This is a genomic window from Rhizobium sp. BK602, assembly GCF_014195095.1.
GTDB lineage: Bacteria > Pseudomonadota > Alphaproteobacteria > Rhizobiales > Rhizobiaceae > Rhizobium.
The window spans coordinates 519,906-533,965 of record NZ_JACIBC010000006.1 but is presented as its reverse complement, the minus strand read 5'-3'; the positions used below and the strand labels follow the sequence as shown (position 1 = coordinate 533,965).

Sequence of the window (14,060 nt, the reverse complement as noted above, 5' to 3'; positions counted from 1 at the left end):
GCAAGATCTGATACTATTCTGGCTTTCAATATTCCGTAGACGCCTTATGAGACCCTATCTCGAAATATTGCCGCGCGTGCCGGACGCGTCCTGGAGCATGCTCAACCGGCGGCTCGACGATGCCATTCCCTTCCAGTGGCATCATCATCCCGAATTCGAGCTGACACTGACGCTGAACTCGATCGGCCAGCGCTTCATCGGCGATCACACAGGCGGCTACGAGGACGGCGATCTGGTGCTCGTCGGCCCGAACCTGCCGCATACATGGGTGTCCCGCGCCAAGATCGACGACGACAAGCCGCATGTCGCGCTCGTCCTCTGGTTCCATCGCGATTGGCTGCTGCGGATGACGGGGGGCGCCGTCGAATTCCGGTCGATCGAGACGATGCTGGAGCGGGCCGATCGCGGCCTGCAATTCTCGAAAGAGACCGCCGCCGCGATACGACCGGAATACGAAGCCATCTTTGCCAAACCGCCGGTGGAACGCCTGCTGTCTCTGCTGAACGTGCTGGCACAGGTTGCCGACGACCGGCGGGCCGCGCCGCTTGCCAGCGCACCGGCGCAGGCTCCGGAACTGAAGGAAAGCCGCGAGCGCATCGACCGCGTGCTGACGCATATGCATCTCCACTATGCCCGCGCCATCCCGCTCGAAGAGCTGGCCGATATCGCCGCGCTCAGCGTTTCCGGTCTGCACCGCATGTTTCGCCGCCATACCGGCACGGCGATTTCCGACTATCTGATGAGGATGCGCATCGGCGACGCCTGCGCCCGCCTCTCCTCCAGCAATCAGCCGATCCACCATATCAGCGATGCCGTCGGCTACCATTCCATCGCCAATTTCAACCGGCAGTTCAAAAGCCTGAAGAGCATGACGCCAAGGGAATACAGGCGATTGTTCGTCAGGCGGTGAGCGACGAGGACGGGAACAACCGCGCAAGCTTCGCCGCCGCCGCATCCGCTGCCTCGGGCGGCATGCGGGCGATGCCGAAGAGCAGGCCTGGTCGTGGCGGACCGAGATAGAGGGAAGACATGGCGCGCAACGCAAAACCCTGAGCATTGATCTTCTGCGCCGCTGCCCGGTCGTCGATACTCGCGTCCCGAAACCAGCTCGCCAGTTGCAGCCCGCCGGCGCCCTCGCCCACATCGAGCCAATCGCCGCAATGGCGTCGCAGCGCCGAAACGCTGGCCGCCATGCGCGCGGCATAGACAGTGTTCATATGCCGCAGATGCGCGCGAAAACGGCCATCGCGGATGAAGTCGGCCAAGGCCGCCTGGATATGGATCGCCACGACCGCCCCTCTCAACAGCTGCGCGGCCGTAACCTCCGGCAGGAGCCAGGACGGCACCACAGCGTAGGCAACGCGCAGCCCGGGAGCGAGCGTTTTCGAGAAGGTGCCGAGATAGGCCACCACCTCGCCCTGATCGATCCCCTGCAGGGCGGCGATGGGGCGCGAGGCATATTGGAACTCGCTGTCGTAGTCGTCTTCCAGAACGATCGATCCGTTGGCGCGGGCAAATTCGAGCAGTGCCAAGCGACGCGGCAGGCTCATCGTCGCGCCGGTCGGATATTGATGCGAGGGCGTGACATAGATCAGCCGTGGCGGCGGACCGGCGCTCTTGGCGATGTCGATGCCCGCCGTGTCGCAGGGCACGGGCACGAGATCGGCGCCTGCCATCCGCAGCAGCGCCTGCGCGGTCGCATAGCCGGGCTCCTCCATCCAGGCAACGGCCCCATCCGGGCGATCGGCTCGCAGCAGGACACGCGCCAGAAGATCGATCGCGGCTCCGGTCGAGGGGACGATGATCAACTGTTCAGCCCGGGCGACGACGCCACGCGTGGCGGAGATATGCTCGAGGATCGCCTCGCGCAACTCGCGAATGCCGCTATGGGCGCCGTAACCCAGATCATGCACCCGAAGCGAGCGGCCGCGAGCGCCGAGATACCGCGCCCAGGCGGCATGCGGGAAAGCAACGGTATCCGGCACCCCGGACTTGAACGAGCCATCGGAGGCGGTTTCGATCATTGGCGGCGGGCGCAATGGAGATGGCACGGCCTGTCCCTGCAAAGGCGGGGTCGAGAAGGCAGCAACGCGGGTTGCCGCACCCGTCGTCGAGTGCAGATAGCCTTCGGCCTTCAGCCGCTCATAGGCATTGACGGCGGTCGACCGCGCCACACCGAGCGAGGCGGCCAGCATGCGGGTCGACGGCACCCTCTGACCCGCCGGCATCTGGCCGCGAAGGATGCGATCGCGCATCACGCGATAGACCTGGCCCTCCAGATCGCCGGCTGTCCGGTCGAGCGCCGGCCATTGCGCCGCAGATGTCATGATGCTCCCCAACTGGTCTGCTAGAAATACATAAACTGGCAGTTCATAACATACCTCTTTGGCGGCAAGGATCAACAGCGCCAACGAGGACAGCATGACCGATCTTGCCCCGCCGCCATCCGCCGACTATCCGACCACCGAACGCACGCGCGTGCGGCGCGAACACCATCGGGGCAGCCATGCCCAGGCCGATGTTCATGCCATCCTCGACGCCACCCCGCTCTGTCACGTCGGCTATGTCATCGATGGCGCGCCCTATGTGACCCCGACGCTGCACTGGCGCGAAGGCAATCACCTCTACTGGCACGGTTCCGCCGCCAGCCGCTTTCTGCGCGCGGCCGAGGACATGCCCGTCTGCCTCACCTGCAGCATCATGGACGGCTATGTGCTCGCCCGATCCGCCTTCAACCATTCGGTCAACTACCGCTCCGCCATGGTCTTCGGCACGGCGCGCCTCCTGGACGACCCCGATGAGAAGGCCGATGCGTTGCGCCGCTTCGTCGAAAACCTGTTTCCCGGCCGTTGGGACAGCCTGCGGCCGATGACCAGCCAGGAGGTGAAGGCGACATCCGTGCTGCGCATGGAAATCGAGGAAGCAACCGCCAAGGTGCGCACCGGCCCACCGGGCGATGCCAATGAGGCGGATGTCCCGGTATGGGCAGGCGTCTTGCCGATACACAGTCAGCTCGCCCCCGCCATCGCCGCGCCCGGACTGCCCGATGGGATAGAGCTACCCGAACCGCTTGCCGCCCTGATACAATCGGGCCGGATTCGATAGATCGCCCTGCATTTGAAGCCCACATTTGAAAGATGAGACATGGACCTCGCCAATTGGAGCGGCGCACCGCGCCCGGAACGCATCACCCTGGAAGGCCGCTACGCCTGGCTCGAGCCGCTGGACGCCGCGCGCCACGGCGCCGACCTCTTCGCCTCGGCGCGGGCCCCCGGCGCCGATGATCGTTTCCGCTACCTCTTCGAAAATGCTCCCGCTGATCTCGCCGCCTTCACGCCCTGGCTCGAAAAGGCCGCCACCAGCCCTGATCCCCTGTTCTTCGCGACGATCGACAAAAGCACCGGCAAGGCCGAGGGCCGGCAGGCACTGATGCGCATCGACCCCGCCCATGGCGTCATCGAGATCGGCAGCATCCTCTGGGGGCCGGCCATCGCCCGCAGCCGCGTCACCACCGAGACGCTCTATCTCTTCGCCTCCTACGTCTTCGACACGCTCGGCTACCGCCGTTTCGAGTGGAAATGCAACAATCTCAACGAACCATCGAAACGCGCTGCCGAACGCTTTGGCTTTACCTTCGAAGGCATTTTCCGCCAGCACATGGTCGCCAAGGGTCAAAATCGCGACACCGCCTGGTTCGCCATGATCGATAGCGACTGGCCACGCCTGAAAGCCGGCTACGAGCGCTGGCTGGCCCCTGAGAACTTCGATGAAGCCGGGCAGCAGAAGAGCAAGCTGACGTTCGGATGACGCTTTAGCCCTTAGGCCGCTGAGAACGCGCCGCGCATCATCCCGACGACCTCGGCAATCGTCGGGCCGATGACCGGCGGCGGCGTGTCCGCCTCGCAGAACTCGCGCCAGACAAAGAATGTCAGCTCCGCCCCATCCGTATCCGGCTGTGGGGACGGTTTGCCGAAGGAGGCCAGAACCCGATAGCGCTCATCCCGCCAGAAGAGCGCTTCGACCCAATCATATATCGGCAAGATGTGGAAATGGATGGGATGTCCCGGCGAGTGGCCGTAACGGCCGATATAGACACAGACAGGATGAAGCAGGGTCTGGATCTGCCGTTGCGTCTCGGCAAGAAGCGGCCCAAGCGATGCGAGCGCTTCGGCCGGCAGATCGTAGAGCGCATTCGCTCCGGCCTTGGAACCGACCATCAGATAGCCCGGCAGAGCGGTATCCATGCGGTGGTTCACGAGCCAGTGCTCCGTCTCGTGAATTCTGAATTTTGCAGGAATATCCAATAACGGCACCTCGTTGCAGTCAGCGCGGCCTCCACCCGGATTTGCATCGGGGAAGACCTTCGTCTTCGGGCAGAGCAGCCCAAGATGGCCAACTTGCTCTGCGCCCGCAACATGGCGAAATCAAACGCTTCCCTTGCGCCTCAAGATTTCCCTTTCTCAGCCACAATCATCGCGGTACATATCGCTCATATTCACGCCAACCCACCTGATGATTCCGAGGATAGTGGCATGACCTTCCAAAACAGTTCGCGTCTCTACGCTGCTGTTTCATCCCTGTTGTGGCCGGCCATCTTTTGCGCCGGACTGACGGGCTCGTATTTCGCGTTCCATTCGCAGATGCATCTGCTGTGGTTCAATGTCACTTATTTCTCGATCGTCGCGATCATCGCGCTGTTCGAACGGCTCATGCCCTATGAGGAGACCTGGCTGGACAGCGATGGCGAGACATTCAACAACATCGCACATACGCTCCTGAGCAAGGGCGGCGTGCAGATCGCCGCGGCCATCGGCACGTCATTCCCGATGGCGGTCGCGACCGTCGCACAGCCTTTGCTGAGCCACAAGGCGAGTATCTGGCCGGAGCAGTGGCCGATGGCCCTGCAGGTCGTGCTCGGGCTGGTGATCGCCGAATTCGGCCTCTATCTCGCCCATCGCCTCGCGCATGAATATCTGTCGCTCTGGCGCTTCCATGCTCTGCACCACAGCGTCGAACGCCTCTGGGTCATCAATACCGGCCGCTTTCATATCATCGACACGCTGTTCAAGATCGCCCTTGGCCAGATCCCGCTCTATCTGCTCGGCGCACCCCTGCCGGTCTTCCTGTGGATCGGCGCGGTCACGGCCTTCATCGGCCTTCTGACCCATTGCAACATCGATGTGCGCACCGGCCCGCTCGACTGGATCTTCTCGACGCCGCGCCTGCATCGCTGGCATCACTCCAAGATCCTGGCCGAGGGCAACACCAATTATGGTGAGAACCTGGTGATCTGGGACCAGCTCCTCGGCACCTATCACAATCCGCCCCGTCCCTCTTCCACCGATATCGGCATCACCGGCAAGGTTGCCGACAGTTTCCTGGCCCAGCTCGTACAGCCCTTTTCCAAGAAGGGCGCCAAGCAGATCATCGGCAAGAAGCCGAAGGAAGTCCGGGACAAGGAAGAACTGGCCGCCGCCAAGGCCGCTGCCCGGCGCAAGCGGGCCGAGGAACCGCTCCGCAAGTCCGGCTGAGCCGCTTGGGCCGCAGCCTTTCCTGTCGAACACGGACCAATGGAGCCCCGAGCTTTTACCATCTGGCAAAAGGCTGCCTCTCCGAGCTTGTCGGCCTCAAGCCGGCAAGAGCCGGCACATGCCCCCACGATCCGTTTTCGAAAACGATCCGGCCACATCCCCGCTGCTGTCAATGCACGTAAATCTATTTCAAACGAGAAGATATTGTCATTTAACGTGTATTGAAAAAGATACCCCAGGGGGTTACCTATCCCTCGCAAATTGCTGACCATGAAAGATTAGGAAAACTATTGAAATGGAAGGGAGATTTACAACAGATTATCTCAAGCAACTCCATAGAATATTTTTCACATCCCGTGAAATTGACAGACTTGAACGAGAATTCATCAAGCAAGGCATAGCACATTTTCATGTTTCCGGCGCCGGACACGAGTCGACCGCGCTGCTGAACGAATTCCTCCACGACGACGACTGGCTGCATCTCCATTATCGCGACAAGGCCCTGATGCTGGCGCGGGGCATGCCCATTCGCGAATTCTTCTCCAGCCTCCTCGCCACCGCCAATTCCCATTCCGCCGGCCGGCAGATGAGCGCGCATCTTTCCTCCCGCGCTCTCAACATCACCTCCATCGTCGGCCCGGTCGGCAACAATGCGCTTCACGCCGTCGGCGCCAGCGCCGCGCTGAAGCATAAATCCGGTCTGCCGATCGCGATCTGTTGCGTTGGCGACGGCACGACGCAGCAAGGCGAATTCCTCGAAGCCGTGGCCGAGGCCGTGCGCGGCCAGTATCCGATCGTCTTCATCGTCGAAGACAACAGCTTCTCGATCTCGACCCGCACCACCGGGCAGACCTTCTTCGATCTGCCGACCGGCCCGGCCTCCTCCTTCTACGGTCTCGATATCATTCGCGCCGAAGGCGACGATCTGCAGGCCTCGCGCGAAGCCTTCCGCAAGGCCGTTCGCCATAGCCGCAACAACCGCACGCCGAGCCTCGTCGTTCTCAATATGGAGCGGCTGACCGACCACACCAACGCCGACGACCAGAAGACCTATCGCACCCAGGAAGAGATCGAGGCCGGTTCCGTCCACGATCCGCTCATCAATCTGCGAGCCGCCCTGTTGCAGGCGGGTATCGGCGCCGAGACGCTGGAAAAGATCGAAAAGGACCTGACCGCGGAAGTGCAGGCGGAAGCAGCCCTCGCCCGCAAGGAAGACGCGCCGCAGGTCGAGCCGGACGCAAAGGCGCCTTACCCGGCCTCCTTCGACACATCAGCCGAATATCGCGGCGGCGCAAGCGCCGCGACGCTGACCATGCGCGAGGCGCTGAACGGCGTGCTCGACAAGCAGCTTGCCGACAACCCCGAGGTCGTCCTCTTCGGTCAGGACATCGAAGACCCCAAGGGCGATGTCTTCGGCGTCACCCGCGGCCTCAGCACGAAATATCCCGAGCGCGTCTACAATGCGGCGCTGAGCGAATCGACCATCGTCGGCACCGCCGTCGGCCGCGCGCTGGCCGGCCAGCGCCCGGTCGCCTTCCTGCAATTCGCCGATTTCCTGCCGCTGGCCTACAACCAGATCGTCTCCGAAATGGGCAGCATGTTCTGGCGCAGCCAGGGCGCCTGGGAATCGCCCGTCATCCTGATGGTGAGCTGCGGCGGCTACAAGCCCGGCCTCGGCCCGTTCCACGCGCAGAGCTTCGAGAGCATGCTGGCGCACACGCCCGGCATCGACGTCGTCATGCCCTCCACCGCCGGCGATGCCGCGGGCCTGCTCAACGCCGCCTTCGAATCCCGGCGCCCGACGGTCTTCCTCTATCCCAAAGCCGTTCTCAACAATTCCGACGGCCGCACCTCCACCGATCTCGACAAGCATTTCGTCCGCCCCGGCCTGTCGCGCTATGTCGCCCGCGGCCGCGACCTGACGCTCGTCACCTATGGCAACACGGTGTCGCTCTGTGCCAAGGCGGCAAGCGCCTTCGAAGCCCAGGGATTCTCGGTGGAGGTCATAGATCTGCGCTCGATCTCGCCCTGGGACGAAAAGGAAGTGCTTGCCAGCGCCAAGCGCACCAAGCGCCTGATCGTCGTGCATGAGGACAATCGCACAGTCGGCATGGGTGCCGAGATCGTCGCGACCGTCACCGAGAAGACCGATGTCCCGATCATCGTCCGCCGGCTCGCCCGTTCGGACGCGCATGTGCCCTTCAATTTCCGCAACCAGCTGGAAACGCTGCCGTCCTACAGCAAGCTGGTCGACCTGATGGCCGAGGTCCTCGAATGCGAGGTCACCTGGCACGAAGAGGACAAGAGCGGCCCGACCGCCGCCATCAACGCGATCGGCTCCGGCCCCGCCGACGAGAACGTGCTGGTGACCGACATGCTGGTGAAGCCTGGCGACACGATCGAGGTCGGTCAGCTCGTCGCCGTGGTCGAGGCGACCAAGGCTTCGGTCGAGATCTGCGCCAATATCGGCGGCGTGGTGCAGGAAGTCTTCGCCAAGGTCGGCGATCAGATCGCCACCGACAGCCCGCTGCTGACCGTCGATGCCGACCGCGATCTCAGCGAGCGCAACTTCGCGCTTGCCTCCGAGGTTCAGAACAAGTTCGTGCTGCGCCGCCTGAAGTCGCATGCCATTCCGGCGCTGCGCCGCCATTCCGGCAATTTCACCGAAATCGCCGTCAGCGGCATGGGCTTTGCGACCGGCGCCCGCCGGGTGAGCAACGAAGAGATCATCCATAACTGGCCGAACCGGCGCGCCGAGGAAATCTTCGCGCTGACCGGCATCAAGAGCCGCTTCTGGGTCGGCCCCGGCGAAGGCACGCTGAGCCTCGCAACCAAGGCCGTCCGCGACCTGCTGCGCCAGACCAACACGACGATCCACGACATGGACCTCGTCATCGCCGCCACCGGCACGCCCGATATCGCCACGCCCTCCTTGGCAAGCCGCGTCGCCGTCGCCGTCGCTGAAGACGGCGTGCGGCCGTCGCTCGCCGCCTACGATATGGGGGCCGCCTGCTCCGGCTATCTCTATGCCCTGCAGCAGGCCTATGATTTCATTGCCCAGCAGAACGACGCCAAGGTGCTGATCGTCACCTCGGAAGTGCTGTCGCCGCTGCTCGACATGAGCGATTTCTCCACCGCCATCCTGTTCGGCGATGCCGCCACCGCCTGCCTGGTGACCAGCCGCGACATGGCGCGCAGCCCGCTCTTTGCCGCCAGCCGCCCGGTCATCAGCGGCCGCCCGGAACCGGGCGACCTGCTCTACGTGCCGCTGCCGGACGACGGCGTCATTGCGATGAACGGGCGCTCGGTCTTCACCGAGGCGGTGCATTCCATGTCGCGTTCGATCGAAGATGCCTGCGTCGACGCCGGGCTCGAACTCGCCAATCTCGACCTTTTGGTGCCGCATCAGGCCAACCAGCGCATCATCGACACCATCTCCAAGCGCAGCGGTCGCCCGGCCCTCAGCGTCATCGAGAATTACGGCAATACCAGCTCCTCGAGCATTCCGCTTGCCATGATGCATATCGCCAACGAGCGCAGCGAACCCCTCAGCCTCGGCCTCGTCGCCTTCGGCGGCGGCATGACCTCGGGTGCGGCCATCGTGCGCACGATCAAGTAACAAACATCGACAGCAGAACCGCCGCCTTCCATCGACGGCGGTTCTTCGCAGGCACTGATGCTCCGCGCCTGATCTCCCGTCATCAACGGCATTGCCCTGGCGTCGCTCTGCCGATGGAAATCTCCCCAGCCCCCTCCCTGCGCTATACATATCCGCAGCCCTTCCGTCATCGGTAGTCATCGAACATCCATGGCCCCGATAATCCGTGCGCGCTCGATGGCATGGCAGGGAAATGCCGGAATGGCGGGATGCATCAACAAAATACAACCTATAGCCATCATTCTTCACTACAATTCATCCATCCTTGCTTGCAAGTCTCCTTGAAAAGCACCGGAGCGGTACTTTACTTAATATGTATGGCACAGACACCCAGTCCATCGCACCGATCGCTTCTGCGTTACGAACTCGCACCCGATAGCGCCGCACGGCAGGCATTGGATGAAACCTTTGCCGCATACGGGCAAATGATGGCGATTCTCGCCGAGATCGTCTCGGACAAGACCGGAGCAAATCTCGTGGTTCTCCATGAGCTCGCCTATGAAATCATCCGCGAACGCACCGGTTTACCCGCGCGTCTGGTGACGCTGGGCCTGCGTGATTTTGCGGCCAATCGCGGCGGGACGGCCGATGTCAGCCGTCTGCCGCTCGATGAAAAGCTCTTTGCCATCAAGGGTCCGTCGGACCTGACAATCTCGACGGTGCGCGGCCGTGTCGCCGTGCCCTTCGACGTGGCCGGTTATTTCAAAGGGTGGGAGAGTGTCTTTCCCGCTTATCTGATCGCCGATGGCGGCCACTATGAGATTCACATCGGCGTAACGCCAAACTCCCCTCGAACGGAGGACTATACGAACATGAACGAAGGCATTCTTTCCCGTATGGGACGGCTGATCGCCGGCCTCGCCAATGCGGCGGTCGACATGGCGGAAGGCGCAAACAAGATCGCCGTCATCGAGCAGGCGCTGCGCGAAATCGACGCCGCCGCCGATGAAGCTCGCGCCGATCTTGGCAAGGCGCGCGCCGAGGAGTACCGCATCCAGAGCCGTCGCACCGAAATTACCGACGACCTCACGGCCCTCGACGAGAAGATCCGGCTTGCTGTTTCCGCTGGCCGTGACGACCTCGCCAAGGCAGGCGTCGCCCGCCAGATCGATCTCGAGGCCCAGATCGCCGCGCTCGACAGAGCGCTGACGGATGCGAACGAGCAGATCGATGAGGGCCAGAAGGCGCTGCAGGCCGTTCTCGCCACCCGCCGCGAGGCCGAAGCCCGCCTGGCCGATTTCAGACGCAGCCTTGCCCGCCACGCGCCGGAGGAAGCAGCTGGCGGCAAGCCTCATGCCGCCCCAGGAGCCGGAGCTGCCCGCGCAGCCGCCGCAGTCTCACGCCTGACCGGCGTGCCCGCAGGCAAACCCGCAACCAGCGCCGAGCTCGACGAACTCGATCGCCTGCACCGCGAACAGGCCATAGAAGCCCGCCTTGCCCGTTTCAAGGCAACCGATCAGTAACGCCGATGCACCTTTTTCTCGCACCCGAATGCGCGCCGTTTGCAATTGCGGCGATGATCCTGGTCGGCCTGACCACCATAGAGATTATCTCCATGCTGGTCGGCGCCTCCTTGAGCGAGATGATCGGCAAGCCGCATTTCGATGGTCACGACGGCGTTGTCGCCGGCCTGCTCTCCTGGATCAATCTCGGCGGCGTGCCGCTGTTGATCCTGATCATGCTGCTGCTCGGCATCTTCGCCATCACCGGCTTTGCCATACAGACGGTCGCAGACATTGTCTGGACACCGCTGCCGGCAATCGTTGCCGTGCTTCCCGCTGCCTTCCTCACCATACCCTTGGTGAGAGGTTCGACCCGTACCATCGCGCGGCTTATTCCCCGCGATGAAACCTATGCCGTCGATGCCGGCGATTTCGTTGGCCGTACCGCGAAAGTCACCGTCGGACCACTGGACCAGGGCCTGCCTGGGCGCGTCTCGCTCAAGGACACGTACGGCAACTGGCATCAGCTGCGCGCCAGTGCCGCAAAAGGCGAAGGCCCGTTTGGCATCGGCGCCGAGGTCCTTCTTGTCGACCGCAAGGCCGATATCTTCATCGCAGTTCCAGTCCCCTCGGACCTCGCCGGTCCAGCTGAACAATCCTCTACGGAGCAACACTAATGTATTACGGCCTATATGACCTTCTTCTGCCAGCAGGCATCGGCATCGTCCTGATCCTCGGGATCGGCTTTGTCTTCGCCACGCTCTATGTCCGCTCCAGCCGCGATGAGGCCTATGTGCGCACCGGTCTCGGTGGCCAGAAAGTCGTCCTCGACGGCGGTTCCGTCGTCCTGCCGATCTTCCATTCGATTGCCCGCGTCAACCTCAAGACTTTGCGGCTCGAGGTCCAGCGCGGCGAAAACGACGCACTGATCACCAAGGACCGCATGCGCGTCGACATCGGCGCCGAATTCTATGTCCGCGTCAAGCCGGACAGTTCTTCCATAGCGCTTGCCGCGCAGACGCTCGGCAGCCGCACCAACGACAGCGAGCAGCTTCGCCAGTTGATCGAAGCGAAATTCGTCGACAGCCTGCGCTCGGTCGCCGCGACAATGAACCTCGATGCGCTGCAGGAACAGCGCATGGATTTCGTCAAGGCCGTACAGGAAGCCGTCGGCTCCGACCTGCAGTCCAATGGTCTCGAACTCGAGTCCGTGTCCCTTACCCGTCTCGATCAGACCGATATCAAGCACTTCAACGCCAACAACTTCTTCGACGCCCATGGTCTGGCGGCGCTGACCCGCGTCACCGAAGCCCGCAAGAAGGAGCGCAACGAAATCGTTCGCGATACCGAAGTCGCGATCGCCCAGAAGGACCTGGAGGCCCGGCAGCAATCGCTGACCATCGAACGGACGAAGCGCGAGGCCGAGCTCAACCAGGAGCGCGACATCGCCAACAAATCGGCCGCAACCCGCGCCGAAACCGCACAGCAGGAACAGGCGGCGAAGCGCTCGGAAGAAGAAGCCCGCATTGCCGCCGAACAGGCCATCGCCGAACGCGAAGCCATGGCCAAGCAGGTGCGTGAATCCGCCAATATCGACTCGACCCGCGCCGTGCAGCAGCGTGACACGGAAGCCCGCCGCGACAACCAGATCGTGGCTCAGGAAAGCGCCATTGCGGTTGCCAACAAGAGCCGTGAAGAGTCGGAAGCCAAGGCGAAGGCCGAGGCCGCACGTGCGCTCGCCATCGCTGCGGAAGAAAAGGTCGGTACCGCCAAGGCCGTCGAGATCGCCGAACGCGAAAAGCAGATCGCGGTGATCGACGCGCAGAAGCGGGCGCAAACCCAGGCAACCGCTGTCACCATCGCCGCCGAGGCGGAAAAGCAGGCGGCGATCGACCAGGCCGACGCCATCAAGACGCTGGCGACGGCCGATGCCGATGCGGCGATCATCAAGGCCAAGGGTATCCTGGAAACCGGCAAGGCGACGGCCGAAAGCGAGGCGCTGCTCAACGAAGCGCGCAACAAGCTCAGCCCCGCCATCATCGAATATGAGATCACTCGCGAACGTATCCGCATCGTCCCGGCAGCGCTTGCCGAAGCGGTCAAGCCGATCGAAAAGATCTCGGATATCAGGATCTTCGATACCGGCGGCATGCTCGGCCGCAATGGCACGGGCGGAAACGGTGGCAACGGCGTCGGCCTCGGCGAAGGTCTTGCCGGCCAGCTGCTCTCCTATCAGGCCAACAAACCGATCCTCGACCGCCTGCTCAAGGAAGCCGGCTTCGACGGCGACAATGCCATCTCGGCACTGCTTGGCAACTTGGAGGGCAGGACTGCGTCCGCGCAGTCAGACGAGGATGCGCAGGCCATTGAAGAGATAAACAAGCCGGCCTAACGGCAGCATCTGATCGACCAAAACAAAACCCCGGAATCCGCAGCGGATTCCGGGGTTTTTCGTAGGTTCACAAACCTGTGCGCCTTACGGCTTCGGGCGGTTTCTCAGCGCCTCTGCCTCGGCGTAGAACTTCTTTTCCCATTCCTTGTGATTGTCGAGGCCTTCCTTGATGAAGGGCGTGAAGATCGCCAGGTTCATCAGCGCCCAGTTAACGATGCGGGCCGGGAATTTCAGCGGCTTGACGAAATCGACGAACAGGACGACGCGGGTCTTGTCGGTATGGTTCCAGGCTTCGTGCTCGTAGGCATCGTCGAAGATCAGGACCTTGCCTTCCTGCCAGTGGCAGACCTGCTGGTCGACGCGGATGGCGAGCTTGTCCTGCGGCTCCGGCACGATGAGGCCGAGATGCAGGCGCAGCACGCCGTTATAGGGACCGCGATGGGCCGGCAGGTGCTTGCCCGGCTCGAAGATGGAGAACATCGCCGTGGTCAGGCCAGGGATCTTCTGCACGGCCGCCCAGGTGTTCGGGCAAGCCTTGATGTTCTGCTCCGACTTCACGCCAAAGCCGAGCAGGAAGAAGGTCTTCCAGCGGCTGTCGGTCGAAATCGTTTTCACATCCGTCGAGATGTCCTGGAAGGTCGGCAGCTCGCTCTGGCGCAGCAGCACCTTCTCGAGTTCGGCGCGGATCGCCGGATAATCCTTCTCGATCTCGGCCGCCCAGGGGAAGGTGGCGGTGTCATAGACCGGCGGATTGCCGAGCTTGGCATATTTCAGGTTGAGGCCTTCGGCCCAGGCGACAACGCCCATAAAGAAGCGTGTTACCGCGCTCGGGCGGTCCATCGGCGCGATGCCGGCCGTGCCAAAAGTCTGTTCCGGAGCATTCGGCTCGGTGGATGTGGGAGCTGGTGCGCTCAAGATGCTCTCCGTCATGTCTGTCTGTATCGGGGTTTTCTGGGGGAGGAAATCGGTTCCGGGGAATTCGCGTGGGACTTTCGAAATGGCAGCAGGCCTGGGATGACCGTATGTGCCTCACTCAA

11 protein-coding genes are annotated in these 14,060 nt (G+C 62.8%); 8 read left to right on the top strand and 3 right to left on the bottom strand.

Features of this window, described 5'->3' with window-relative positions; all coding sequences use genetic code 11:
• Positions 1-46: 46 nt before the first annotated feature.
• Complete coding sequence (locus FHX11_RS21740; protein ID WP_184360562.1) at positions 47-910, top strand: AraC family transcriptional regulator; 864 nt, start codon at positions 47-49, stop codon at positions 908-910.
• Here the strand turns inward: FHX11_RS21740 and FHX11_RS21735 are convergent.
• Positions 900-2,327: a PLP-dependent aminotransferase family protein gene (locus tag FHX11_RS21735; RefSeq protein ID WP_184360559.1), complete on the bottom strand. Its 1,428-nt coding sequence runs from the start codon at positions 2,325-2,327 to the stop codon at positions 900-902. The genes FHX11_RS21740 and FHX11_RS21735 overlap by 11 nt on opposite strands.
• Before the next feature lie 94 nt (positions 2,328-2,421).
• Here FHX11_RS21735 and FHX11_RS21730 point away from each other — a divergent pair, with 94 nt between their 5' ends.
• Positions 2,422-3,105, top strand: coding sequence for a pyridoxamine 5'-phosphate oxidase family protein (locus FHX11_RS21730; RefSeq protein WP_184360556.1), 684 nt, complete (start codon positions 2,422-2,424; stop codon positions 3,103-3,105).
• 39 nt (positions 3,106-3,144) lie between these two features.
• Positions 3,145-3,807 (top strand): GNAT family protein, encoded by a 663-nt coding sequence (locus FHX11_RS21725; protein WP_184360553.1) that lies wholly within the window; start codon positions 3,145-3,147, stop codon positions 3,805-3,807.
• Positions 3,808-3,818: 11 nt separating this feature from the next.
• On the opposite strand, the gene FHX11_RS21720 is transcribed toward FHX11_RS21725, so the two are convergent.
• A complete protein-coding gene (locus FHX11_RS21720) occupies positions 3,819-4,304 on the bottom strand; it encodes an HIT family protein (RefSeq protein ID WP_184360550.1) in 486 nt (161 codons plus the stop codon).
• Positions 4,305-4,532: 228 nt separating this feature from the next.
• Here FHX11_RS21720 and FHX11_RS21715 point away from each other — a divergent pair, with 228 nt between their 5' ends.
• The 5 genes from FHX11_RS21715 to FHX11_RS21695 all read left to right on the top strand — a co-directional run bounded on the left by FHX11_RS21715 (position 4,533) and on the right by FHX11_RS21695 (position 13,023).
• On the top strand, positions 4,533-5,531 hold the full coding sequence (locus FHX11_RS21715) for a sterol desaturase family protein (protein ID WP_184360547.1): 999 nt from the start codon (positions 4,533-4,535) through the stop codon (positions 5,529-5,531).
• Positions 5,532-5,826: 295 nt separating this feature from the next.
• A complete protein-coding gene (locus tag FHX11_RS21710; RefSeq protein ID WP_184360544.1) occupies positions 5,827-9,150 on the top strand; it encodes a thiamine pyrophosphate-dependent enzyme in 3,324 nt (1,107 codons plus the stop codon).
• 356 nt (positions 9,151-9,506) lie between these two features.
• On the top strand, positions 9,507-10,652 hold the full coding sequence (locus FHX11_RS21705) for a PspA/IM30 family protein (protein ID WP_184360541.1): 1,146 nt from the start codon (positions 9,507-9,509) through the stop codon (positions 10,650-10,652).
• Positions 10,653-10,657: 5 nt separating this feature from the next.
• Positions 10,658-11,308 carry an OB-fold-containig protein gene (locus FHX11_RS21700; protein ID WP_184360537.1) on the top strand — a complete coding sequence of 217 codons (651 nt, stop codon included), beginning with the start codon at positions 10,658-10,660 and terminating at the stop codon, positions 11,306-11,308.
• Positions 11,308-13,023: a flotillin domain-containing protein gene (locus tag FHX11_RS21695; protein ID WP_184360534.1), complete on the top strand. Its 1,716-nt coding sequence runs from the start codon at positions 11,308-11,310 to the stop codon at positions 13,021-13,023. Before FHX11_RS21700 ends, FHX11_RS21695 begins: the two co-directional genes overlap by 1 nt.
• Before the next feature lie 84 nt (positions 13,024-13,107).
• Here FHX11_RS21695 and FHX11_RS21690 read toward each other — a convergent pair whose 3' ends face one another.
• Positions 13,108-13,953, bottom strand: a complete 846-nt coding sequence (locus FHX11_RS21690; RefSeq protein ID WP_184360531.1) for an aspartyl/asparaginyl beta-hydroxylase domain-containing protein — start codon at positions 13,951-13,953, stop codon at positions 13,108-13,110.
• Positions 13,954-14,060 lie beyond the last annotated feature (107 nt).

Bases quoted from the DNA above. Each gene is read 5' to 3' on its own strand.
- FHX11_RS21740 (WP_184360562.1), top strand. From the start codon at position 47: ATGAGACCCTATCTCGAAATATTGCCGCGCGTGCCGGACGCGTCCTGG.
- FHX11_RS21735 (WP_184360559.1), bottom strand. From the start codon at position 2,327: ATGACATCTGCGGCGCAATGGCCGGCGCTCGACCGGACAGCCGGCGAT.
- FHX11_RS21730 (WP_184360556.1), top strand. From the start codon at position 2,422: ATGACCGATCTTGCCCCGCCGCCATCCGCCGACTATCCGACCACCGAA.
- FHX11_RS21725 (WP_184360553.1), top strand. From the start codon at position 3,145: ATGGACCTCGCCAATTGGAGCGGCGCACCGCGCCCGGAACGCATCACC.
- FHX11_RS21715 (WP_184360547.1), top strand. From the start codon at position 4,533: ATGACCTTCCAAAACAGTTCGCGTCTCTACGCTGCTGTTTCATCCCTG.
- FHX11_RS21710 (WP_184360544.1), top strand. From the start codon at position 5,827: ATGGAAGGGAGATTTACAACAGATTATCTCAAGCAACTCCATAGAATA.
- FHX11_RS21705 (WP_184360541.1), top strand. From the start codon at position 9,507: ATGGCACAGACACCCAGTCCATCGCACCGATCGCTTCTGCGTTACGAA.
- FHX11_RS21700 (WP_184360537.1), top strand. From the start codon at position 10,658: ATGCACCTTTTTCTCGCACCCGAATGCGCGCCGTTTGCAATTGCGGCG.
- FHX11_RS21695 (WP_184360534.1), top strand. From the start codon at position 11,308: ATGTATTACGGCCTATATGACCTTCTTCTGCCAGCAGGCATCGGCATC.
- FHX11_RS21690 (WP_184360531.1), bottom strand. From the start codon at position 13,953: ATGACGGAGAGCATCTTGAGCGCACCAGCTCCCACATCCACCGAGCCG.